Raw genomic sequence first — 21,280 nt, forward strand, 5'->3', positions numbered from 1 at the left:
GAGCCGATCGCGGGCGGACCCGGGCCCCGGCGTGACATCCCTGTCACGCCGGGGCCTTCGCCATGCGCGTCACGCCGGAGGCTTCCTCGCGAGCGTCACGCCAGGGGCTTCTCCATCAGCGTCACCGTGTACCGGCGGCCGTCGGGACCGACCTTCTCCAGGAGCGGGGCGAGAGCCGTGTACCCGGCGCCCTCGTAGTACGTCCCCAGGCGCGGATTGCGCGTCTCGCAGTCCAGCCGGGCCAGCGTCCGGCCCGAGGCGGCGATCCGCTCCTCCGCGTGCGCGAGCAGCACCCGCCCGGCGCCGGCGGGCGCCGCCTCCCGGTCGGTCATCAGCCGGTGCACGTACCCCGCCACCGGCGGCTGCGGCCCCCAGACCTCCCGGTCCTCCCACCACAGCTCGTAGGCGCCGACGACCCGCTCCCCGTGGGACGCCAGCCACACCTCGCCCCCGGCGATGCGCGCCCGGAAGTGCTCGGCACCCTTCCCGCCCGGTTTCCACTGGTCTATCCCGTTCTGCAGCATCCAGGCGGCCGCCCCGTCGAACAGCCCCACCAGAAGGTCCAGATCGCCGTCGTCCGCCTGCCGGAAGGTCACTTGTGTCGTCATGGAGATCACCGTAAAGGTGTGGCCAGACATCCGACATCCGTACCCTCTGGCCTGGAGTGACCCTCATGCCGCAGATCACCGTGGACTACTCCGCACCTCTCGACCGGCGCGGCTTCGCGCTCGCCCTGCACCCGCTCGTCGTCGAGGCCGTGGACACCAAGCTGGATTCCTGCAAGACCCGCTTCCGCGAGGTCGAGGAGACCGTCGTCGGCGACGGCGCCACCGAGGACGTCATCGTGCACGTCGAGATCGCCCTGCTCTTCGGCCGCACGGACGACACCAAGGCGCGGCTCTCGCAGGCCGTCCTCGACCTGCTGCCGAAGTACGTCAAGGCGACCGAGAACGTCCGGCTCTCCGTCGAGGTCCGCGACCTCGAATCGTCCTACCGCAAGCGCTGATCGGGCACGACGGGCGCCGCTGCGGCCGAGGGCACGAGCGCGACGAGCCGGGCCACCAGGTCCCCGAAGGGGCCGTCGGCCGGCTCGTCGGCGAGGAGGCCGACCAGGATCTCCGCCATCTCCTCGTCGTACGCGGCCGACACCGCGGCCAGCGCCGCGAAGTCGTGCACGAGCTGCAACTCCAGCTCCGCGCGCGGGACCCGGCGGCCGTCCAGCCAGAGCAGGGCCGTCGACTCGGCGAGCGACACCCAGGAGCGGACGACCAGTTCGAGCCGGGCCGAGGGCTTCTCGACCTTCAGGTGGGCCAGGATCTGCTCGTACGCGGCCTGGCGCACCTCGTCGATCATCGCGTTCGTCGTGGAGGAACCCACGGCAGGGCCGCCCCGCATGAGCGCGGCGAAGCCCGGCCCGTGCTCGTCCACGAAGTCGAAGAAGCGGCCCATCACCCGCAGCAGGCGCGCCCCCAGCGGGCCGCGCGGCGGCTCCACGAACCTCGCCGCCAGCTCGTCCGCCGCCCGCCGCAGCGCCGCCTCGTAGAGGCTCTGCTTGCCGGGGAAGTAGTGGTAGACCAGCGGTCGTGAGATCCCCGCGGCCGCGGCGATCTCGTCGATGGACACCTCGTCGGGAGAGCGGTGGCTGAACAGTTCGAGGGCCACCCCGATGAGTTGCTGCTTGCGCTCCTCGACGCCCATCCTGCGGCGTACCCCGGTCGTCATACGAACAGCCTAACGGGGTCCGTTACGCTCCTGCCCCATGAGCGCTTCCGACCAGGACACCAAGGCAGTCGAGGCCCCCGAGGCCGCTGAGGCTCCTGAGACCGACGAGACCGCAGAGAAGACTGCCGACGAGGCCGCGGAGAAGGCCGCCGACGAGGCCGCGGACGAGATCGCCGAGGCGGTCGCGGAAGAGGCCGAAGAGGCCGAAGAGGCCGAAGAAGCCGACGAGGTCGAAGAGGCGGAGGAAGACGACGAGGCCCCCTCGGTGGGCGGTCTCACCCCCAAGCAGGCGCGACGACTCCGCGTCGCCGCCGCCTCCGTCCTCCTCGTCGCCCTCGCCGTGGTCCTGGTGATCCGCCTCGCGAGCCGTACGTCCGTCCTGGTCGTCGGCGTGTACGGCCTCGCGATGATCCTCTGCGGCGTCGTGATCGAGCTCTCCCGCAACGGCCGTACACGGCTCGCCACCTGGCTCCTGGTGAGCGGGCTGCTCGCCGCCCTGGCCTTCGACTGGCTGATCCTGCCGTGAGCCCGTCCTGAGGCCTACAGGTCCAGGACGAGTCGCTTCCCCGTGCAGCGCGAGACGCAGATCAGCATCGAGCCGTCCCGCTCCGCGTCGGTGAGCAGCTCGTCCCGGTGGTCGACCTCCCCTTCCAGGACCTGCTGCCGGCACGTACCGCAGAAGCCCTGCCGGCAGGAGTACATGAGGCCGGGCACCTCCTCGCGGACCGCTTCGAGCACCGTCCGGTCGGCCGCCACCGTCACCGTACGGCCGGAGCGGCGCAGTTCGACCTCGAAGGCGGTGCCGCCGGTCGGCGCGGCGGCGGAGAAGCGCTCCAGGCGCGGCGCCCGGCCCTCGGGCATCGCCGCGCCCACCGCGTCCATCAAGCCGTCGGGCCCGCAGCAGTAGACCGCCGTCTCGGCCGGCACGTGCGCGAGGAAGTCAAGCTCGGGGAAGCCGGATTCGTCCTCGGCGACGACCGTGACGCGGTCGCCCCCGAGCCGCTCGACCTCGTCGAGGTACGGCATCGTGGCCCGGCTCCGGCCGCAGTACACGAGCCGCCAGTCCGCACCGGAGGACTCGGCGGCGCGCACCATCGGCAGGACCGGGGTGATGCCGATGCCGCCGGCGACGAAGACGTAGGCGGGGGCGCCGACCAGCGGGAAACGGTTGCGGGGGCCGCGGATCTCGACCTCCGTGCCCTCGTGGAGCTGCTCGTGCACCTCGCGCGAGCCGCCCCGGCCGTCCTCGATCAGACGCGTCGCGACGGTGTACGAGGACGGGTCGGCCGGGTCGCCGCAGAGCGAGTACTGCCGCACGAGCCCGGACGGCAGGACGAGGTCGACATGGGCGCCCGGCTGCCACGCGGGCAACCCGGCGCCTTCGAGGCGCAGTTCGACGACACCCTCGGCGGGCGTGGAGCGCCCGGTCACGAGGACCCTGCGGGGGACCGTGCTGCCCCGGCCGAACCCGGAGACGGGCACGTCGAGGGCGGGCATCGGCCACAGCGGGGCCGTGGACATCCGGCTGCGGACGGCGTGGCGGACGAGCAGCGCGGCCCCGGCGGCGAGAGCGACGGTGGTGAACCGGGGCATCAGCGGCCTCCGTTGGCGCCGGGGGAGGAGGCGAGGTAGGCCAGCGCCTGCGCGGTGTCGCCCTCCTGAGAGGGGTGGTAGGCGCGGCTCATGTAGCGGGGTATGGAGCGCAGCATGTCCGGGGTGGAGGGCAGCACCCCCTGCCGGCCCTTCCGGTAGAACTGGCCGAAGGAGGCCTTGCCGTCGAGCAGGCTCGGGTCGTTCTCCATGAAGAAGCGGACGCCCCGCTGCCACAGGAAGAGGAGCGCGCCCAGGCCGAGCGCCCAGGTGCGGGCGCGGCGCCGGTAGCCGCCGTCGAGGTGCATGAACAGCTCGAAGGCGACCGAGCGGTGCTCGACCTCCTCCGCCCCGTGCCAGCGCAGCAGATCGAGCATGGTGGGGTCGGCGCCGACCCGGTCGAGCTCGTCGGCGTTGAGGATCCAGTTGCCGAGGAAGGCCGTGTAGTGCTCGATGGCGGCGATCATCGCCACCCGCTCCATCAGCCACCAGCGGCGCGGCCGGCCCGGCGGCAGCGTCCGGTCGCCGAGGAGCTTCTCGAAGAACCAGTCGACCTGCGCGGTGTACGGGGTGGGGTCGAGGCCCAGCTTCTTCAGGTGGGGGAGGACGTCGTCGTGGGCCTGGGAGTGGACGGCCTCCTGGCCGATGAAGCCGATGACGTCCTCGCGCAGCCGGTCGTCGGTGATGTACGGCAGGGCCTGCTTGTAGACGTGCACGAACCACCGCTCGCCCGCCGGGAGCAGCAGGTGCAGCACGTTGATCGTGTGCGTGGTGAAGGGGTCGCCGGGGACCCAGTGGAGCGGGGTCTCCTCCCAGTCGAAGGAGACCTTGCGGGCCTTGAGCTCGACGTGTTCCGACGCCACCGGGGCAGGCTGCGTATTAGACATGACGTCAATGTACTGAGGGGTAGGCGACGGCAACAGGCCTGTGCGCCGCCTTTTTGGCGGATGCGCGGGCCGTCGGGGGCTCACCGCAGCGCGGCCAACCGGCTGCCGTCCCGCAGGGTGCCGTCCAGATCCGCCCGCGCCCCCGCCTTCGCCCGCACCGCCAGGACCTGACCGTCCGCACGGCCCTTCACCCCGCCCGAGGTCTCCAGGGAGACGACGTCCGGACTGCCCGCCGCCAGGACGTACCAGCCGCCGCTCGGTGCCTGCCACAGCACGCCCGCGAGGACCCGGGGATCCCGCACGCCGCACGCGGGTGAGCCCTCGGACCGGGCCGCGAGCACCGCCGGAGCCTTCGGTGACGGTACGAGGAACTGGGCGAGGACCCGACTGCCGGTGCCGCGCCAGGTCTCCGCGCGCGTGCACACCCAGGAGCCCTGCCCGGCGCGCTCGGGCAGCGGCTGCCGCGCGAACCGCCAGGCGTTCACCGACCGTACCCCGTGCGCCCGCACGGCCGGCAGCTGACAGGCCGTCCGCGCCCACGCCTCCCGCGCCTCCTTCCCCGTCACGTCCACCGGCGCGTCCGGCGGCCCCCACAGGAGCCGGGCGGGTGCCAGCTCGCCCAGGTCGGAGAGGAGCCGCGTGCCCGAACCGTCCCGCACCTGGAGGCTGTTCCAGCGCTCGCACTCCGTCGCCTGCGCGGGGCTCGGCACGGACTCGGTCACCCCGTACGCGTCCCGGGCCAGCGGCCACGGCTCCTTCGCGGGCGCGAGCAGGTCCCGTACGGCCGTCTCCCGCACCCAGGGGGCCGTCAGATAGCGGACGTTGCCCGAGGCGCGGGAGACGACGAGGGCGGCCGAACCGACGGCGTCGGCCGCGTCCGTCCGCGCGAAGTCCAGCGCCGCTCCGCCCGCGCCGCCCGCCGTCCCGGCCGCCGGCTCCGCGTACCGCACGGCCCGCAGCCCGTCGTGGAAGAGCACCACCCGGGCTCCGTCCACCAGGCCCGCGAACAGCAGCTGCGGCGGTCCCATCGGCGGCCCGACGGGCGTCCCGGGCGTCGCCGACGACCGCACGGTGAGCCCCGGCCGCGCCCACACGGCGAGCGCCCGCCGCAGCAGCGCCCGGTCCCCGGTGAGACCGCCGCGTGCGGGCCACACCGAGAAGTCCTGACGCGTCGACCCCGGCCAGGCGGTCGGCGGCACACGCTTGACGGCACCCGGGTCGAGCGCGGCCTCGGCGGCCGGGTTCCGGGCGTACGAGGGCGCGGCAGCACCGTTTCTGCCCCAGCCGTCCCCGGGCAGCCCGAGCAGCGTCCCGCACACGACGAGCGCGGCGACGGCGACGAGCGCGGCCCGGCCGTGCTGCCGCCGCCGCAGCAGATCGGTCGGCCGGGCCTGCAACGAACAGGGGTCGAACTCGGCCGACTCCAACAGAGCGGCCCCACTGACCCGCCCACGGGCCCGCCGGACGACCCCGGCTCCGCCGGACCCTCCGCCGCTCCCGAGGCCGTCGCCGCTGACCCCGCCGCCGCCGACCCCGCCGCTCCCGAGGCCTCCGCTGCCGCTGCCGCCTCCGGCTCCGCCGTCCCCGGCCCCCCGCCCCTGGCCGGCTTCGCCGGTCCCGAGGCCTCCGGGCCACCCACCGCCCGATCCGCCGCCGTAGGCATCGCCCTCGCCGTTCCAGGCGCCGGCGAGGTGGCCGAGCCTGCCAGCCCCGCCCGGGGCTCCCGCCCCGCCGGGCCCGCCCGCCCCGCCCGGGGCCCCCGTCCTGCCGGGCCCGCCCTGCTCGCCGACCCGCGCGGCGCGCCCGGCCCCGCCGGTTTGCCGGGCTCCGTCGCCGGGGCGGCGGGTGTGCTTGCCCTCGGCCGGGCCGGCGTCGCCCTTGCCTTCGGCCGGGTCGCCGTCGCCGTCGCCTGCGGCCTGGCCCTCCGCGCCCGGTGCGGGTGCCCCGTCCGGGAGCCCGGCGCGCTCCGCGAGCGGGTCGTCCTCCGCCGCGTCGACCGCGTCCGCCTCCGCGAGGGCCGCCGCCGGGTCGGTGACGCCGGCGGCGGCCAGGACCCGCAGGACCTCCGGGTCGCCCTGGCGCTCCAGGCCGCGCAGCACGTACGCCGCACGGCCGGGGCCCGAGAGGGCGGACAGGCGCTGGTCCAGGGCCAGTTCGTCCGCGCCGCCCACCCGGGGGAAGACCCGGAGCCCCCACACCTGCGGCAGCAGCGGCGGGAACTGGGCCCGGCGCGGCAGGGCGCGCCGTCGCAGCGGCAGCCCGGCGATCAGGGCCTGCCGCAGCACCTCGCCCCGTACGTACGCGTAGCCGGGATCGACCGCGTCCTCGGGGCGGCGCGGCCCCGGGACCGCGGGACCCGGTACCCGGCGGCGCGGCAGCGAGCGCTGCACGAGGGCGTGCGCGGTCAGCACCCGGCGGTTGCGGCCGAGCGTCGGCGGCAGCACGAGATAGGCGATGCGCACGAGGCGCGGGTAGCGCTCGACGAGCGCGGCCTCGGCCTGCTCGACGTCGACGGGGCCCACGGGCGAGGGGTCGAGATCCTGGGTGCTCACGTTCAGCAGAACGAGCGATTCTTCCGATGGTCACCCCGGCCACGGGCCCCCGCGCAGGGGCCTCAGGCGGAATGGACCGTCAACCGCTCGCGGATCAGCTCCGTCACCTCGTCCGGAACGCCGAGCCCCTCCCGTACGTACTTCTCCATCGAACCGTGCCGGACCGCCACCTCGTCGAGACCCGCCTCCAGGTACTCCGGCAGCACCCCGATCAGGTCGAGCGCCAGCTCGGGGTCCCCGCCCTGGGCGGTGAACCCCTCGACCATCGGCGCGAACGCCTGCCGTACCGCCGGATTGACCGCCAGGTACTCGGCCCGCACCGTCTCCTCGTCCGCCCCGAGCAGCGACAGGACGACCGTCGCCGCCCACCCCGTGCGGTCCTTGCCCGCCGAGCAGTGGAAGAGCAGGGGCCCGGCGCCCGGCGTGCCCAGCTCGGTCAGCAGGGCGCGGTACGCGGCGCGGGCGGAGTCGCCGGACACGAAGGTCCGGTAGGTGCGCGCGAAGGCCTCCCGCACCCGGCCCCCGCCGAGGTGTTCCTCGGCCAGCGCCGGGTCGGAGAGCAGCAGCTTCAGCCGCGCGGCCGGCGGCAGCCCGCTGACGGCCAGCCGGTCGGCGAGGACGTCCGCGACGAGCAGCCGTGCGCCGGCCGGCAGGTGGTCGGGACGTTCGCCGCGCTCGGTCTCCGTCCGCAGGTCGACGACCGTGCGGATGCCGAGCGCCGCCACCACCGGCTCGGCCGGATCGAGCCGGTCGAGATGCGCCGAGCGGAGGGCGAGACCCGACCGGACGGCGCGCCCGGCCCCGAGGGGAAGGCCCCCGAGGTCGCGGAGATTGGCGACGGAGACGGCGGGGATGGCGGGCATGGGCGTCGACTCCTCCGGTTCGTCCACTTTCCTGTCGACCGTAGTGGAACTCCCGAAATGTGGCAGTTCGTCAGTGGCCTCCGTCAGTGGCCTCCGTCAGTGATCTCCGTCAGTGGTCTCCCTCGGTGGTCTCCGTCAGCGGTCCCCGCCGGCGGGGTCGTACTTCGCGAGGAAGTCCGCCTCCCGCTCCGGGGAGAGCCCGACCTCCGGCCGGTCGGGGCGCCTCGGCGCGACCCCGCCGATCGATTCCAGCCACGCCCAGGTGTCCGCGACTGTCTCCTCGACCGGCCGGCAGCGCAGCCCGGCCGCGACCGCCCGGGAGACGTCGGCGGTGTGCATCGCGTCGTACATCTCGCCCGGCGGCAGCCACACGGGCAGCTCCGACCAGGGCTCGAGACCGGCCGCGAGGACCGCCTCCGGCTCCGCCCACCGCAGCTCGACGTCCGCGCCGGTCACCCGCACGCAGGCGTCGAGCAGTTCGCCCATGGTCGTGTGCCCGGGCGGCGAGACGAGGTTGTACGGCCCCGAGAGCCCGGCCGCCACCGCGTCGAGCGTCCACTCGGCGAGGTCGCGGGCGTCGACGTACTGGAGGGGGAGCGAGCGCGGCCCGGGGGCCAGGACCGTCCCGCCGCGCGCGACCCGGCCCAGCCACCAGGGGAGCCGGCCGATGTTCTCGTACGGGCCGATGATCAGGCCCGCCCTGACGTGCAGCGTCCGCTCCGCCCCGAAGGCGGCCGTCGCGGCGAGCTCGCCGCCCATCTTGGACTCCGCGTACGGCACGTCCCCGGCGTCCGGCGAACCCTCCACCAGCGGGCCGTCCTCCGCCAGTCCGGCGGCCGGCGGCCAGGAGTAGACGGAGCGGCTCGACACGTACGCGTAGCGCCCGACCCGGTCCGCGAGCAGCCGCGCCGCGTCCCGGACCGCCGAGGGCGCGCCCGACCAGGTGTCCACGACGGCGTCCCAGGAACCGGTGGCGAGGGCGGCGAGCCCCTCCGGTCCTGTGGTGCGGTCGCCGTGCAGGGAGCGGACCCCGGCCGGGGGTGCGTGGCGGCCCCGGTGGAAGACCGTCACCTCCCAGCCCCGGCCGAGAGCCGCCTCGACGACCGCGCGACCCACGAACTCCGTACCACCGAGAATCAGCAATTTCATGATCGAAGCGTGCCTCGGAGGCGAGGGCCGGGGCCAGGGGATTCCGCTCCGGGAGGATTCCGCCGGGGGAGGAACGCGACAGGTGGGAGGGGGTCTGTTCGGCCGGATGGCGGGATGGCACCATTGCGGGCGATGACGGATGCCCGGTCGCCGCTGCGCGCCCTGCGAGCCGCACTTTTCGCGGTGGTGTGCGTGGCCTTGGCCGCCGTGGGGCATTCGTCCATGTCTGCGCACCAGCTTCCGGCGCTCGGCCTGCTCGGCGCCTTCGCCGCGACGGCGGCCGCCGCCTGGGCGGCGGCCGGACGACGGCGGGGCACGCCGACGATCGCGGGCGCCATGCTCGTCCTCCAGGGCGCGCTGCACGTGCTCTTCTCGATGACGGGCGCGCACCCGGCGGCGCAGGGCACGGGCGACGCGCAGGCGACGACGCACGCGCACGCCATGACCGCCGGACACCCGTCCATGGGTTCCATGGGCTCCACGGCTTCCATGAACCCTGTGGAGTCCCTGCCCATGAGCCCCATGGCCATGGACTCCGGCGCCGGCATGCTCGCCGTCCACCTCCTCGCCGCACTCCTCTGCGGCCTCTGGCTGGCCCACGGCGAGGCCGCGTTCTTCACGCTCGCCGAGGCCGCCCTGGCGTACGCCTTCACCCCGCTGCGCCTGCTGTTCGCGCGCGTCCGCGTCCCCGACGCCCCGCGCGGGCCGGTCCGCCGGCCGCGCGGGAACGCCCACCGTCCCCACACCGTCGTCCTCGCGCACACCGTCTCCCGGCGCGGCCCGCCCCGGCTGTCCGTACCCCGCGCCACGGCCCTCGGAGCTCACGTCTGACACCGGGGGTCTCCTCCCGTTGTCCACTCGTCTCCAAGGACGGACAGTCATGACCATCGACGATCCCGCGCGCCCGGAAACCACCGAGGCACCACCGTCGGAAACCGCCGACTCCACGGCGAACACCCCCCGTAAGGCCGGCACCTGGAGCGCCCTGCGCCCCCTCGTCCTGCGCCTGCACTTCTACGCGGGCGTCCTCGTCGCCCCGTTCCTCCTCGTGGCCGCCGTCAGCGGCCTGCTCTACGCGCTCTCCTTCCAGGCCGAGAAGGTGATCTACGCGCACGAGCTGGAGGTCCCCGTCGGCGACACCACCCTGCCGCTCTCGCAGCAGGTGAACATCGCCCGCAAGGTCAACCCGAACGGCACCGTCACCGCCGTCTGGCCCGGCGCCGAACCGGACGCCTCCACCCGGGTCCTGATGGCCGACCCGGACGTCCCCGAGGGCACCTCGCTCGCCGTCTTCGTCGACCCGTACACCGGTGACGTACGCGGACAGCTGCCCAGCTTCGGCAGCTCCGGCGCCCTGCCGGTGCGGACCTGGATCGACGGTCTCCACGCCGACCTGCACCTCGGTGAACTCGGCCGCAACTACAGCGAGCTGGCCGCCAGCTGGCTGTGGGTGATAGCCCTCGGCGGTCTGCTGCTCTGGCTCGGCCGCCGCAGGAAGAACCGCCGCGCGCTGTTCGTCCCCGAGGGCGGCCCGAAGTCCCGCCGCCGCACGCTCTCCTGGCACGGCTCGGTCGGCCTGTGGGCCGTGACCGGACTCGTCCTGCTCTCCGCGACGGGCCTGACCTGGTCGCGGTACGCGGGCGAGAACATCGGCGTCGTGCAGGACGGCCTCGGCGGCGCGACGCCCACGCTGACCGCGACCCTCGGTGGTGCGGCCGACGCCGGCTCGGAGCACGAGGGCCACGGCGGCGGCCACCAGCAGGGCGGCACCACCGCGCAGGGCCCGGACATCGGCGTCGACAAGGCGGTCGATGCGGCCCGCGCGGCCGGCATCGACAGCCCGCGTATCTCGGTCGTCCTGCCCGCCGAGGGCAAGGGGTACGTGGTCAAGGAGACCGACACGCAGTTCCCGCTCCAGCTGGACTCGGTGGCCGTGAACCCGGCGGACGGCGCGGTCCTCGACCGCCTCGCGTTCGCCGACTACCCGCTGCTCGCCAAGCTGACCCGCATCGGCATCGACGCGCACACCGGCGTGTTCCTCGGCTTGTTCAACCAGCTGGCGCTCGCGGCCCTCGCGCTCTCGCTGATCCTGCTGATCCTCTGGGGCTACCGCATGTGGTGGCAGCGCCGCCCGGGCCGCCCGGTGGCGCGCGGGGCCTGGCGCAAGGTCCCGGTGACGATGCTGCTGCCGCTCGCGGCGGTCACGGCACTCGTCGGCTGGTTCGTCCCGCTGCTCGGGCTCAGCCTGCTGCTGTTCCTGGCGGTGGACCTCACCCTCGCCGCGGTGGCGAAGGTGAGGGCGCGCACCGGCCGAACCGCCTGATCAGGGCGTGTACTTGTAGCCGACCCGCCGCACGGTCTGGATCGTGTGGCGGTGCTCGGCGCCCAGCTTCCGGCGCAGCCGGGCCACGTGCACGTCGACCGTGCGGCCGTCGCCGACGTGCCCGTACCCCCACACCGTCGTGACCAACTGGTCGCGGGTGTGGACCCGGTGGGGGTGCGCCACGAGGTGGGCGAGGAGCTCGAACTCCAGATATGTCAGGTCGAGCTCCTCCCCGTCCACGGCGGCGATCCGCCGGACCCCGTCGATGGCCACCGGCCCTTGCTCCTCCGGTGCCGGGGCCGGCGCGGGGACGGGGGCGGCCACGGGGACCTGCGGCTGCTGATCGGCCGGTACGAGCACGAGGTACCCGACCATCGGCGGCCGCCCCGGCAGGGTCGGCAGCGCGTGCTGCGGCGCGGGCAGCAGGGTGGCGCCGGGCGGCAGGAGGTCCGCCACCTGGGAGAGCTGGGCGAGCGGCGAGAGCGGGGCCGGCCCGGCGAACTCGTTGGGGTCGACGGCTCGAAGCCGGTGCCGGCCGGGACGGACGGCGGTGGCGGCGGTGAGGGGAGCGGTCTGGGTGTAAGCCATGGAAGGTCAGCTCTTTCGCGCGGAGAAACGAACGGACAGGCGTCGTGCGTCATTCGTCGTGCGCGTCGGCCGAAGGCCGGGGATCGGACCGTACCGATCGGGCTTTAGAGGGCCGACGCGTTCCTCGCGCGGCAACAGACCCGGTCGAAGTCGTCGTGCTGCCGGGACGGCCAGAACGGCTCGAGGTCGTCGCGACCTGTCGCTGTCTCGTTCTTCGTCGTGGCCATATCCCTATTGAACCAGAAGGGAATGCCTCCGACGAGCCTTTCGTCGGCCAAACCCCGTGTCATCCGTCCCACATGACGGAAGAGGCGCCCACCGTGCGAAACGGTGGGCGCCTCTTCGAAGTTGCGCGCGCGTCGATCCGGGACGGGGATCGGACGGGCTCGGATCAGACCTGGCCGGCCTTCTCCAGGGCCTCGCAGCAGGTGTCCACCAGCAGGCGGGTCACCACGTACGGGTCCACGTTCGCGTTCGGGCGACGGTCCTCGATGTAGCCCTTCTGGTCCTGCTCGACCTGCCACGGGATGCGGACCGAGGCGCCGCGGTCCGAGACGCCGTAGGAGTACTTGTCCCACGGAGCGGTCTCGTGCAGACCCGTCAGGCGGTCGTCGATGCCGGCGCCGTAGTTCTTGACGTGGTCGAGCGGCTTCGAGCCCTCGCCGAGGGACTCGGCGGCGGTGATGATCGCGTCGTAGCCCTCGCGCATCGCCTTGGTGGAGAAGTTGGTGTGCGCGCCCGCGCCGTTCCAGTCGCCCTTCACCGGCTTCGGGTCCAGCGTCGCGGAGACCTTGAAGTCCTCGGCCGTGCGGTACAGCAGCCAGCGGGCGACCCACAGCTGGTCCGAGACCGTGAGCGGCGCCAGCGGGCCGACCTGGAACTCCCACTGGCCCGGCATGACCTCGGCGTTGATGCCGGAGATGCCCAGACCCGCGGTGAGGCAGTTCTCCAGGTGCGCCTCGACGACGTCACGGCCGAAGATCTCGTCCGAGCCGACACCGCAGTAGTAGCCGCCCTGCGCGGCGGGGAAGCCGCCGACGGGGAAGCCGAGCGGGCGGTCGCCCTCGAAGAAGGTGTACTCCTGCTCGATGCCGAAGATCGGCTCCTGGGCGGCGTACTTCGCGGAGACCTCGGCGAGCGCGGCACGCGTGTTGGACTCGTGCGGCGTCATGTCCGTGTTGAGGACCTCGCACAGCACCAGGATGTCGTCGCCGCCGCGGATCGGGTCCGGGCAGACGAAGACCGGCTTGAGGACGCGGTCCGAGGCGTGGCCCTTGGCCTGGTTCGTGCTGGAACCGTCGAAGCCCCAGATCGGCAGCTCGTCGAGCGCGGTGCCACCGCTCACGATGATCTTCGTCTTGGAACGAAGCTTCGCGGTCGGCTCGGTGCCGTCGATCCAGATGTACTCAGCCTTGAAGGTCACGGGTCTCATCCTTTGGGCGTGCTGCTGCGGGTGCGCGGCGGCTCGCGGCGCTGCGAGAGCTGCGGTGTGTTGTTCGGTGTCCGGTCGCAGCTTCGCAACACGGGATTTCCCGATGGTTGCCCGTTTGTGAACCCCGTGTTACTCAGCCTTCCTCTTTTTCCCGTGTGCGCCGTGCGACGACGTGCGCATCGAGCAGCCCGCCGAGCCCCGCCGCCTCGATCCGCCGCACGACCTCCGCGTACGTGGTGCCGAGGTCCTCCGCCGTCGCCTCCAGGTGCCAGTCCCGGTCCGCGAGCCGCCGCAGCAGGTGCCCCTTCCGGATCTGCTTCTCGGAGAGCCGGAAGGTCTTCAGATAGGCCGCCCGCCCCTTGTGGTCGGTGATCAGCTCGCCGATGTGCTGCTCCCGCCCGTCCCGCAGGAACGGCGGCAGGAACCGGAACAGGTCGAAATCGCCCATCCGGTACACCCGCTCGAAGGCGTACGAGGTCTCCAGCAGGTCCCGCGCCATCAGCCCGTCGTGCGCCTCCGCCCAGGCCCGCTCCTCCTGGCGCGCCGCCGCCCGCAGGTCCGCGAGGGTACGGATGCCTCCGACGCCGTCCCGGATCCGCGCCGTGAACTCCGGCACCTGCGCGCCGTAGTACGCGTACTGGTGGACCAGCTCGCCGTACAGGTCCTCCACGAGCGTCGGGTGCAGCACGCGGTAGTCGTCCGGGTGCGGGACGACGAAGGCCGCGGCCAGGGCGTCCGCCACGTACAGGAGCAGCCCGCACTGGCCGGGATGGAGCTCGAAGATCCGCAGCGCCTCGCCGAGCCCCGGCACCGCCCAGCCCGCGTACGCCGCCTCGGCCCGCGGCGACAGGCCCTGCCCGAGGGCCTTGCGGGACCAGTCGTCCCAGACCACGGACGGGCCGCCGAAATGCAGCGCGAGGTAGCCGTCGAGGGCCAGGTGGAGCGGCAGGAAACGCAGCCGCCGCTCGCCCTGCCGCCGCTTGGCCAGCCGGTGCACGCGGCGCACGGGCACGCACGGCGGCGCGCCCTCGCCGCCGAGCACGGTCCCGTAGGCGGCGGACTCGACGCCCTGCTCCGCGCCCGCGCCCGCCCCCGCGCCCGTCCAGTCGGCGACGAAGCCGTGCGGGACGTACGACGTGTAGGTCGTCCGGTCGCCCAGGTCCACGGTGGCCAGGCCCGAGCCCTCGTACAGCTCCCGGCGCAGCCGCAGCCCGGCCACCGGCTCGGCCCGCACGAGCGGCACGATCCGCACCCCGCCCCACACCTGCGCCGGCCGGACGTCGAGCCCGGTCAGATCGATCCGCGTCATCCCCCGGCCTCCTTCAGGAACAGCTCCACACGCCGGTCCAGATACGCCCCCAGCTCGGCGAACCCCGTCCGCCCCTCCGCGAACTGCGCGATCTCCACCAGGGCCGCCAGATCCTCCGCGTCCCGGATCCCGGCCGTCGGCACGCTCGGCGCCAGCCGGCGCACGTCGAAGCCCTCGGCGTCGTATACGGGGTTGAGGTGGACGACGCTCGTCCGGCGCTCGGCGTCGAGCCGTGTGCGCCACACCCGCAGGACCTCTCCCGCGAGCCCCGGCGGCGCGTTGTCCCAGCCGTCCGAGACGATCACGACCCGGTCGGGCCCGGTCTCCAGGGCGTCCAGGATCCGCAGGCCCAGCGGCGTCGGACCGTACGGCCGGACGAGCAGCGGATCGGAGCCGCCCGAGGTCCACAGCGGGGTGTACGCCCCCGGCGCCGCGAGGGCCTCCAGGAGGAAGTGGCAGCCCAGCGCGACGGCCAGCGGACGGCGCCGCTTCACCGCCGAACCGGACGAGGAGAAGCTGTCGTCGAGCACCGCGGCGACCCGCCCCCAGCTTCCGGCGTACGGTCCCGCCGCGCGCCGGGCGGCGGCGCGCAGCGCGTGCGTCAGCTCGGCCCGCCGCTCCACCCGCTCGGCGAACGGGAGCGAGAGGACGTACAGGGCGAGCCGGGTGAGCGGCATGACGGTCAGATCGGCGGCCCGCGCCGTCCTGAGCTGTTCGAGCCGCGTCATCCGGGGCGCGATCCGCTCCAGGAACACCGCGCGCGGCACCTTGTGACGGGCGGCGAAGCCCTCGGCGACCGTGAACGGCAGCTCGTACAGCGCGCCCTGCTCGTAGTGGGCGCGGCGGTACGCGTCGAGGGTGGCGTTCCCGTAGCGGACACGGCGGCCCGGCGCGAAGAGGAAGTCGCCGGTCTCGTCGTCGGCGGGCCGGCCGTGGACGTGCCGGAGGGCGGCCTTCAGCCCGGGCCGGTACTTCACGGCGTCCAGCGCCGGATCGGGCCGGGCGGCGAGCCACGCGCGCACGATCGCGCGCGTGCGGCGGTTGTTGACCCCGGCGGCGCGCAGCGAGCGGAACAGCCGGTAGACGCGCTGCGGCGGCAGCAGCGCGAGCCGAGCGGCGATCAGCCGCCCCTCGGCCCGCTTCGCCTCGGACCCGCCCGCCTCGTGGGGCGTGCGCAGCAGCTGCTCGACGATCAGGGCGGCGTTGTGGTGGTTGATGTCGAGGGCGAGCGCGGCCGCGTACACGGGGCGGTAGTTGACCCGTACGTACTCGTGGACGAAGCGCAGCGAGAAGTGCTGCGCGGCGGCGGACGAACGGAACTCGCGCTGGCCGGTGGCGGTCACGGCGGCGTTGACGAAGAGGAGCACGTCCTCGGCGGCGACGAGCTCGGACAAGGCTCTCCCCTTCTCGTGGGCGCCGGCCGGGGAATGGGGGTACGAACAGCGAAGACGTTGCTTCATAGGCAGGTTCCGGAAGTCGCACCGAAGTCCCGCGGCCGGCGGATCGACGCTAACACCGGAAGGGGGGAGGCCCGCCACCGGGTTTCGGACCCGGGCCGCACCCGCTGTCAGCGGCACCCGGCAGACTGGGGGGCATGGCGAAGCACTTGGGCGCGAAGCCCCGCATCGGACTCCTCGGCACCGGCCCCTGGGCCGGCCGCACGCACGCGCCCGCGCTCGCCGGGCACCCCGGCGTCGAGTTCAGCGGGGTGTGGGGCAGACGCGCGGAAGCGGCGGAGGAGCTCGCCGCCGCGTCCGGCACGCGCGCGTACGAGGACGTGGACGCCCTCTTCGCGGCCAGCGACGCCGTGGCCTTCGCACTCCCGCCGGACGTCCAGGCCCCCTTGGCGGTGCGGGCGGCACGGGCCGGCTGCCACGTCCTGCTCGACAAGCCGGTCGCCACGACGGTGGCGGCGGCCCGGGAGGTGGCCGAGGCCGCCGAGGAGGCCGGGGTCGCCTCGGTGGTCTTCTGCACGCTGCGCTTCGCTGAGACCACGGCCCGCTGGATCGAGGAGCGGAAGGCGGCCGGCGGCTGGTTCCTGGGCGAGGCGCACTGGCTGGGCTCGCTCTACGGGGCGGGCTCCACCAGCGTGTATGCGGACTCCCCGTGGCGGCGGGAGAAGGGCGGGCTGTGGGACGTCGGCCCGCACGTCCTCTCGGTCTATCTGCCGGTCCTCGGCGACGTCACCGCGATCACGGCTGCGGCGGGCCCGGAGGACACCCACCACCTGGTCCTGCGCCACAGCTCGGGCGCGAGCAGCACGGCCACGCTGACGCTGAGCGCCCCACCGGAGGCGGCGGAGGTGACGCTCTCCCTGCACGGCGCCGCCGGCCGGGCCGAACTGCCCCGCTGGGGAGGAGCGGTGGAAGCCTTCGGCACCGCCGTGGACGCCCTGCTCACGGTGGCCCGCACCGGCGAGCCGCACCCGTGCGACGCCCGGTTCGGGCTGCGCCTGACCGAGATCCTGACGGAGGCGGAGCGGCTCGCCGCTCAGAGCGCGGCGGCCAAGGCCTGACACAGCGCGTCCAGGGCGGCCGGGTACAGCCGGTCCGGCGGGGTGGCGTAGCCGACGACGAGACCGTCGGGGAGGGCCGGGCCCAGCGCCTCCGGGTGCCGGTAGTCGGCGAGGCCCTCCACGGCGACCCCGTGCCGGGCCGCGGCGGCGACGGCCGACCGCTCCGTGCCCGGGGGCAGTTCCACGAGTGCGTGCAGTCCGGCGGCGAGGCCGGTCACCCGGACCCGCGGCACGCGCTCCGCGAGCACCGCGGCCAGCCGGTCGCGCCGCACACGATGGTGCTGGCGCATGCGCCGGACGTGCCGGTCGTAGGCGCCGGAGTCGACGAACTCCGCGAGCGTGAGCTGCTCCGTCGCCGACGTGTGCGGCTCGCGCAGGCCCTTCGCCTCGACGACCCCGTCCACGAGGGCCTCCGGCAGACACATCCAGCCGATCCGCAGTGCGGGGGAGAGGCTCTTGCTGACGGAGCCGAGGAGGACGGTCCGGTCGGGGTCGAGGCTCTGGACGGCGCCCACCGGCCGCCGGTCGTAGCGGAACTCGCCGTCGTAGTCGTCCTCCACGACGAGCCCGCCGGACCGCCGCGCCCACTCCAGGACGCCGGCGCGGCGCTCGGGGTGGAGCGGCCCGCCGGTGGGGAACTGATGGGCGGGGGTGAGCAGGACGGTGCCCGCCTCCGGAGGGATCTCCGCGATGCGCGCCCCGTCCTCGTCGACGGCCAGCGGCAGCGTGTGGATGCCCGCCTCGCCCAGCAGCCCCTGGTGGTAGGGGAGTCCGTAGGCCTCGACGGCCCAGGGCCGGGGAGGCGCCTTGCGGGCGGCCGTCTGGCGGGCGGGCTTCTCGCGGGCGTGCGTCGCCAGGGGGACGCGCGCGAGGAGCCGCAGGGCGTGCGCAGTGCCGGAGCAGACCACGATCCGGTCCGGGGTGGTCCGTACGCCCCGGACCCGCGCGAGGTAGGCGGCGAGGGCCCGGCGCAGTTCGATCCGGCCGCGCGGGTCCCCGACGCCGAAGGCCTCGTGGGGCGCGGCGGTCAGCGCCCGCCGGGCGGCCGCCAGCCAGGCAGCGCGCGGGAAGGCGCCGGGGTCGGGCTTGCCCTGGACGAGGTCGTACGGGAGCGCCGCCGGCGCCGCGGGCCGTGCCGGTCCGGGGGCGGGGGCGAGCACCCGCTCGGCGACCCGGGTCCCGGAGCCCTGGCGGGAGGTCAGCCAGCCCTCGGCGACCAGCTCGGCGTAGGCGTCGGCGACGGTGTTCCGGGCGATCCCGAGGTCGGCGGCGAGCGACCGGTAGGGCGGCAGCAGCGTCCCGGGCGCAAGGCGTCCGCCGCGGACGGCCTCGCGCAGGGCCTCGGCGAGCACGGCCCGCCGGCTGCCGCTCGCACCGAGCTCCAGATGCAGATCGACGCCGGGCCCGCCGGGCCCCGCGTCCACCGTCCCGCTCACCGCACGTCCTCCAGGCTCCCCTTCACTCGGCTTCACTCGGCTTCACTCGGCTTCACCCGGCGGGGCGGGACAGGGCGTCCCGCACGGCCTCCTCCGACCGGGCCACGACGGCCGTGCCGTCCTCCGCCGTGATGATCGGCCGCTGGATCAGCTTGGGGTGCCCGGCGAGCGCCTCGATCCACCGGTCCCGGTTCGCCTCGTCCCGGGGCCACTCCTTCACCCCGAGCTCCTTGGCGACGGCCTCCTGCGTCCGCGTGATGTCCCACGGTTCGAGCCCGAGCCGGTCGAGCACCTGCCGGATCTCCGCGGGCGAGGGCACGTCCTCCAGGTAGCGCCGGACGGTGTAGTCGGCGCCCTCCGCGTCGAGCAGGGTGAGGGCGCTGCGGCACTTGGAACAGGCGGGATTGATCCAGATCTCCATGCCCCACACGGTACCCCCCAGACGGCCCTCCACCACCCCCCAAACCCTGCCTGGCCAGGGGCGATTGTCAGTGGGGGCCTCTAAAATAGGGGGTGAAGGTGAGGGTCCCGGGGAGGGCCCGCACCCCATCGTTCGCCAGGAGGTAGCCCATGGCTCTGGCCGTGATCCGGACGCCGTCCCTCGAACCCTGGAAGCCGCTCCAGCGGAAGCCGCTTCCCGCGGGCCGCCCCCGCGAGTGGTACGTGACGCACAACCGCCGCCTGAAGGCCATGCGTCTCGCGATCGCCCTCCTCGACGCCGGCGTCTACGTCCCGTCGAAGGCCACGAACGCGACGATACGCACGACGGCCGCCGACATCGGCATCCACCCGCCCTCCGACACCACCTGCCGCATGGTCCGCGCCCTGATCCGCTACGGCCGCTGACACCGGAGGGGCGCTGCCCGGCACCGAGAGTGCCGGGCAGCGCCACCCGTGGGCGTGCGGGGCTACCAGGCCGCCGGCAGCCGCTCGGGGAGCCGCTTCATGAAGTTGGTGCGCCACACCAACTGCTCGACCGGCACCGCGAGCCGCAGCCCCGGCAGCCGGTCGAGGAGCGTCTCCAGAGCGATCTCGGCGTGCCGCTTGCCGAGCGCCGTCGCCGGGCAGTAGTGCCGCCCGCCGCCGAAGGAGAGGTGCTCGGCGGCGTTCTCCCGGTCCGGCCGGAAGACCAGCGGGTCCGGGAAGTGCTCCGGATCGTGGTTCGCGGCCTCCACCAGCACCAGGACCAGTTCACCGGCCCGCACGTCGACCTCGCCGAGCCGCACGTCCTCCAGGGCCAGCCGCGGCAGCCCGTCGCCGATCGACAGGTTCACCCGCAGCAGTTCGTCCATCGCCCCGGCGACCCCGCCCGGGCCGGCGGCGGTCAGCGCCTCCCGCACGTCCGGCCGGGTCAGCACCGACACGAGCGCCATCGCCAGGAACCCGGCGGTGGAGATCACCCCGGCCCCGAACAGCGTCACGCCCACCGTCGCCAGCATCTCGTCCGTCAGATGCGCGTACTCGGGATCCTCGCGCAGCGCCGCGAGCTCCGCCATCAGCCCGCCCGTCGCCGGATCGTCGAGGCGCTCCGTCATGTAGGCGATGTCCCGGTCCCAGTGGAGCCGGGCCGCCTCGATCTCGTGCGGCGCGTTCATGAAGGCCACGTCCAGACTGCGCAGCAGCCGCGCTCCGTCCTCCTCCGGGATGCCCAGCATCCGGCAGTGCAGCCCCGCCGAGTACGGATCGGCGTAGGCGCTCCGCAGATCCCCGGGCGCCCCCTCGGCGACCAGCGCGTCCACCAGGGACCCGGCCCGCGCCCGCAGCCACTCCTCCAGGCCGGGGGCCTTCGGGTTGATGGCCTTCATGACGGCCTTGCGCAGCCCGGCCCCGGTGATGTTGCCCATGTTGTTCACCACGTGCGGCGGGATCGTCAGCGCGTACTGCCGCGGCGCTCCCGGTGCCGAGGTGTCCTTCAGGCTGAACCTCGGGTCCTCCAGGACGTGCCGGCACAGCTCGTAGGAGGAGACCAGCCAGGCCTCGGCCCCGGCGATCGTGCGGACCTTCCGGACCGGCTCGGCGCGCAGCGCCTCGATCTCGGCGGGCAGCCGGGTCCCGTCCCAGTCGAAGGGGAACGCGGGCAGTTCGTTCGTCATGACCGCGGTCATCGTGAATCTCCTTCGACAGGCGTGAGGATGCCGTGCCCCTGGTTGCGGGAGGCACGCAGCCCGGTGCCCCGGGCGTAGAGCAGATCGGCGAGGGGCAGGGCCTGGTGGTAGCAGTTGAGCGAGGAGGGCACCCCGAGGATCGCGGGGGTGTCCAGGAACAGCGGCACTTCGGCGCTGATGTACGCCCGGCACACCTCCTTCTGGAGCCTGCTCGCCTCCTGCCCCGGCGCCAGCTTCCCGGCCAGGAAGATCCCGGTGAGCGCGTCGCAGGTCTCCCGTACCACCGGATCCTCGTCGACGGCCGCCACGACCTGGCGGTGCAGCTCCTGGTACGCGGGCAGGGCCTGGAACTCCGACATCCCGCGGGCCCGTACGCGTACCCCCGTGGGGTCGGCCTCGGCCGCGGCCGCCCCGACCTTCGCCCGCACCCCCCGCAGGTTCTTGACGGCCTTCCGCCGCGCCTCGTCGGCCCCGTACCCCAGCGACTCGTACATGTCGGCGACATGCAGATCGGTGTAGACGAGATCGACCTGATCGAAGTGGTCCAAGCCCCAGCGCGTCAGCTCGCGCAGCCGCTGGGCGGTGAAATAACTGTTTCCCGGAGAGACGCCGATGACCACGTGCGCGCCTTCGTCGGCGATGACGCGGCAGTGATCGGTGTACGGCTGGAGTTTGAGCGTCTCTGCAGGGGCGAATGCCGCCTGAGTCACGTAGGCAGTCCTCATCGCGCCAGCTAGTCCCAGCGGAGCCCCGTGCTCCGGGTGTGGCGGCAGCGACGACGTCACGCTATCGATCAGTCGCGGAGCGTG

21 protein-coding genes are annotated in these 21,280 nt (G+C 74.1%); 6 read left to right on the top strand and 15 right to left on the bottom strand.

Going from position 1 to position 21,280, the window contains the following annotated elements; all coding sequences use genetic code 11:
- Positions 1-95: 95 nt before the first annotated feature.
- Positions 96-608 (bottom strand): GNAT family N-acetyltransferase, encoded by a 513-nt coding sequence (locus tag SGA01_RS10945; RefSeq protein ID WP_167534059.1) that lies wholly within the window; start codon positions 606-608, stop codon positions 96-98.
- Positions 609-673: 65 nt separating this feature from the next.
- Between SGA01_RS10945 and SGA01_RS10950 the strand changes: the two genes are divergently transcribed.
- The gene (locus SGA01_RS10950) at positions 674-1,006 is read left to right on the top strand and encodes a 5-carboxymethyl-2-hydroxymuconate Delta-isomerase (RefSeq protein ID WP_141295890.1); all 333 of its coding nucleotides are present in this window, start codon (positions 674-676) and stop codon (positions 1,004-1,006) included.
- Here SGA01_RS10950 and SGA01_RS10955 read toward each other — a convergent pair.
- Positions 991-1,722 (bottom strand): TetR/AcrR family transcriptional regulator, encoded by a 732-nt coding sequence (locus SGA01_RS10955; protein ID WP_141295893.1) that lies wholly within the window; start codon positions 1,720-1,722, stop codon positions 991-993. The two genes, SGA01_RS10950 and SGA01_RS10955, sit on opposite strands and share 16 nt — an antisense overlap.
- A gap of 37 nt (positions 1,723-1,759) precedes the next feature.
- On the opposite strand from SGA01_RS10955, the gene SGA01_RS10960 reads away from it, so the two are divergent.
- Positions 1,760-2,248 (top strand): hypothetical protein, encoded by a 489-nt coding sequence (locus SGA01_RS10960; RefSeq protein ID WP_141295896.1) that lies wholly within the window; start codon positions 1,760-1,762, stop codon positions 2,246-2,248.
- Positions 2,249-2,262: 14 nt separating this feature from the next.
- On the opposite strand, the gene SGA01_RS10965 is transcribed toward SGA01_RS10960, so the two are convergent.
- From SGA01_RS10965 to SGA01_RS10985, 5 genes are all read right to left on the bottom strand, one after another.
- The gene (locus SGA01_RS10965; protein WP_141295899.1) at positions 2,263-3,315 is read right to left on the bottom strand and encodes a PDR/VanB family oxidoreductase; all 1,053 of its coding nucleotides are present in this window, start codon (positions 3,313-3,315) and stop codon (positions 2,263-2,265) included.
- Positions 3,315-4,199: a metal-dependent hydrolase gene (locus SGA01_RS10970; protein ID WP_141295943.1), complete on the bottom strand. Its 885-nt coding sequence runs from the start codon at positions 4,197-4,199 to the stop codon at positions 3,315-3,317. The genes SGA01_RS10965 and SGA01_RS10970 overlap by 1 nt, the downstream gene beginning before the upstream one ends.
- Before the next feature lie 80 nt (positions 4,200-4,279).
- Positions 4,280-6,751 (bottom strand): hypothetical protein, encoded by a 2,472-nt coding sequence (locus SGA01_RS10975; protein ID WP_174867262.1) that lies wholly within the window; start codon positions 6,749-6,751, stop codon positions 4,280-4,282.
- Between the two features lie 62 nt (positions 6,752-6,813).
- Positions 6,814-7,614: a tyrosine-protein phosphatase gene (locus SGA01_RS10980; RefSeq protein ID WP_141295946.1), complete on the bottom strand. Its 801-nt coding sequence runs from the start codon at positions 7,612-7,614 to the stop codon at positions 6,814-6,816.
- Positions 7,615-7,749: 135 nt separating this feature from the next.
- Positions 7,750-8,763 carry an NAD-dependent epimerase/dehydratase family protein gene (locus SGA01_RS10985; protein ID WP_174867264.1) on the bottom strand — a complete coding sequence of 338 codons (1,014 nt, stop codon included), beginning with the start codon at positions 8,761-8,763 and terminating at the stop codon, positions 7,750-7,752.
- Between the two features lie 222 nt (positions 8,764-8,985).
- Between SGA01_RS10985 and SGA01_RS10990 the strand changes: the two genes are divergently transcribed.
- Together SGA01_RS10990 and SGA01_RS10995 are read left to right on the top strand one after the other, a co-directional pair.
- Positions 8,986-9,594 carry a hypothetical protein gene (locus SGA01_RS10990; protein ID WP_229917788.1) on the top strand — a complete coding sequence of 203 codons (609 nt, stop codon included), beginning with the start codon at positions 8,986-8,988 and terminating at the stop codon, positions 9,592-9,594.
- A gap of 49 nt (positions 9,595-9,643) precedes the next feature.
- Entirely contained in the window at positions 9,644-11,086 is a 1,443-nt protein-coding gene (locus SGA01_RS10995; RefSeq protein ID WP_141295952.1) for a PepSY-associated TM helix domain-containing protein, read from the top strand.
- Here SGA01_RS10995 and SGA01_RS11000 read toward each other — a convergent pair whose 3' ends face one another.
- From SGA01_RS11000 to SGA01_RS11015, 4 genes are all read right to left on the bottom strand, one after another.
- Entirely contained in the window at positions 11,087-11,674 is a 588-nt protein-coding gene (locus SGA01_RS11000; RefSeq protein WP_055643946.1) for a winged helix-turn-helix domain-containing protein, read from the bottom strand.
- 391 nt (positions 11,675-12,065) lie between these two features.
- A complete protein-coding gene (gene glnII / locus SGA01_RS11005) occupies positions 12,066-13,097 on the bottom strand; it encodes a glutamine synthetase (RefSeq protein WP_141295954.1) in 1,032 nt (343 codons plus the stop codon).
- Between the two features lie 142 nt (positions 13,098-13,239).
- Positions 13,240-14,415: an ARPP-2 domain-containing protein gene (locus SGA01_RS11010; RefSeq protein WP_141295957.1), complete on the bottom strand. Its 1,176-nt coding sequence runs from the start codon at positions 14,413-14,415 to the stop codon at positions 13,240-13,242.
- Positions 14,412-15,953: a hypothetical protein gene (locus SGA01_RS11015; RefSeq protein ID WP_229917810.1), complete on the bottom strand. Its 1,542-nt coding sequence runs from the start codon at positions 15,951-15,953 to the stop codon at positions 14,412-14,414. The genes SGA01_RS11010 and SGA01_RS11015 overlap by 4 nt, the downstream gene beginning before the upstream one ends.
- A gap of 56 nt (positions 15,954-16,009) precedes the next feature.
- Between SGA01_RS11015 and SGA01_RS11020 the strand changes: the two genes are divergently transcribed.
- Positions 16,010-16,930: a Gfo/Idh/MocA family protein gene (locus SGA01_RS11020; protein ID WP_141295963.1), complete on the top strand. Its 921-nt coding sequence runs from the start codon at positions 16,010-16,012 to the stop codon at positions 16,928-16,930.
- Here SGA01_RS11020 and pdxR read toward each other — a convergent pair.
- Together pdxR and SGA01_RS11030 are read right to left on the bottom strand one after the other, a co-directional pair.
- Positions 16,906-18,366 carry a MocR-like pyridoxine biosynthesis transcription factor PdxR gene (gene pdxR, locus SGA01_RS11025; protein WP_141295965.1) on the bottom strand — a complete coding sequence of 487 codons (1,461 nt, stop codon included), beginning with the start codon at positions 18,364-18,366 and terminating at the stop codon, positions 16,906-16,908. The genes SGA01_RS11020 and pdxR overlap by 25 nt on opposite strands.
- A 52-nt stretch (positions 18,367-18,418) precedes the next feature.
- Positions 18,419-18,787 (bottom strand): arsenate reductase family protein, encoded by a 369-nt coding sequence (locus SGA01_RS11030; protein WP_141295968.1) that lies wholly within the window; start codon positions 18,785-18,787, stop codon positions 18,419-18,421.
- Between the two features lie 149 nt (positions 18,788-18,936).
- Here SGA01_RS11030 and SGA01_RS11035 point away from each other — a divergent pair, with 149 nt between their 5' ends.
- On the top strand, positions 18,937-19,212 hold the full coding sequence (locus SGA01_RS11035; RefSeq protein ID WP_024758496.1) for a hypothetical protein: 276 nt from the start codon (positions 18,937-18,939) through the stop codon (positions 19,210-19,212).
- A gap of 62 nt (positions 19,213-19,274) precedes the next feature.
- Here SGA01_RS11035 and SGA01_RS11040 read toward each other — a convergent pair whose 3' ends face one another.
- Both SGA01_RS11040 and SGA01_RS11045 read right to left on the bottom strand, forming a co-directional pair.
- Positions 19,275-20,471 carry a cytochrome P450 gene (locus SGA01_RS11040; RefSeq protein ID WP_141295971.1) on the bottom strand — a complete coding sequence of 399 codons (1,197 nt, stop codon included), beginning with the start codon at positions 20,469-20,471 and terminating at the stop codon, positions 19,275-19,277.
- Entirely contained in the window at positions 20,468-21,181 is a 714-nt protein-coding gene (locus SGA01_RS11045; protein ID WP_141295974.1) for a cyclodityrosine synthase, read from the bottom strand. Before SGA01_RS11045 ends, SGA01_RS11040 begins: the two co-directional genes overlap by 4 nt.
- Positions 21,182-21,280 lie beyond the last annotated feature (99 nt).

This window comes from Streptomyces gardneri (genome assembly GCF_006539185.1).
GTDB lineage: Bacteria > Actinomycetota > Actinomycetes > Streptomycetales > Streptomycetaceae > Streptomyces > Streptomyces gardneri.

What these genes read in the sequence shown, in the direction of transcription:
- SGA01_RS10945 (WP_167534059.1), bottom strand. Translation starts at nt 608, where the DNA reads ATGACGACACAAGTGACCTTCCGGCAGGCGGACGACGGCGATCTGGAC.
- SGA01_RS10950 (WP_141295890.1), top strand. Translation starts at nt 674, where the DNA reads ATGCCGCAGATCACCGTGGACTACTCCGCACCTCTCGACCGGCGCGGC.
- SGA01_RS10955 (WP_141295893.1), bottom strand. Translation starts at nt 1,722, where the DNA reads ATGACGACCGGGGTACGCCGCAGGATGGGCGTCGAGGAGCGCAAGCAG.
- SGA01_RS10960 (WP_141295896.1), top strand. Translation starts at nt 1,760, where the DNA reads ATGAGCGCTTCCGACCAGGACACCAAGGCAGTCGAGGCCCCCGAGGCC.
- SGA01_RS10965 (WP_141295899.1), bottom strand. Translation starts at nt 3,315, where the DNA reads ATGCCCCGGTTCACCACCGTCGCTCTCGCCGCCGGGGCCGCGCTGCTC.
- SGA01_RS10970 (WP_141295943.1), bottom strand. Translation starts at nt 4,199, where the DNA reads ATGTCTAATACGCAGCCTGCCCCGGTGGCGTCGGAACACGTCGAGCTC.
- SGA01_RS10980 (WP_141295946.1), bottom strand. Translation starts at nt 7,614, where the DNA reads ATGCCCGCCATCCCCGCCGTCTCCGTCGCCAATCTCCGCGACCTCGGG.
- SGA01_RS10985 (WP_174867264.1), bottom strand. Translation starts at nt 8,763, where the DNA reads ATGAAATTGCTGATTCTCGGTGGTACGGAGTTCGTGGGTCGCGCGGTC.
- SGA01_RS10990 (WP_229917788.1), top strand. Translation starts at nt 8,986, where the DNA reads ATGTCTGCGCACCAGCTTCCGGCGCTCGGCCTGCTCGGCGCCTTCGCC.
- SGA01_RS10995 (WP_141295952.1), top strand. Translation starts at nt 9,644, where the DNA reads ATGACCATCGACGATCCCGCGCGCCCGGAAACCACCGAGGCACCACCG.
- SGA01_RS11000 (WP_055643946.1), bottom strand. Translation starts at nt 11,674, where the DNA reads ATGGCTTACACCCAGACCGCTCCCCTCACCGCCGCCACCGCCGTCCGT.
- SGA01_RS11010 (WP_141295957.1), bottom strand. Translation starts at nt 14,415, where the DNA reads ATGACGCGGATCGATCTGACCGGGCTCGACGTCCGGCCGGCGCAGGTG.
- SGA01_RS11020 (WP_141295963.1), top strand. Translation starts at nt 16,010, where the DNA reads ATGGCGAAGCACTTGGGCGCGAAGCCCCGCATCGGACTCCTCGGCACC.
- SGA01_RS11030 (WP_141295968.1), bottom strand. Translation starts at nt 18,787, where the DNA reads ATGGAGATCTGGATCAATCCCGCCTGTTCCAAGTGCCGCAGCGCCCTC.
- SGA01_RS11035 (WP_024758496.1), top strand. Translation starts at nt 18,937, where the DNA reads ATGGCTCTGGCCGTGATCCGGACGCCGTCCCTCGAACCCTGGAAGCCG.
- SGA01_RS11040 (WP_141295971.1), bottom strand. Translation starts at nt 20,471, where the DNA reads ATGACCGCGGTCATGACGAACGAACTGCCCGCGTTCCCCTTCGACTGG.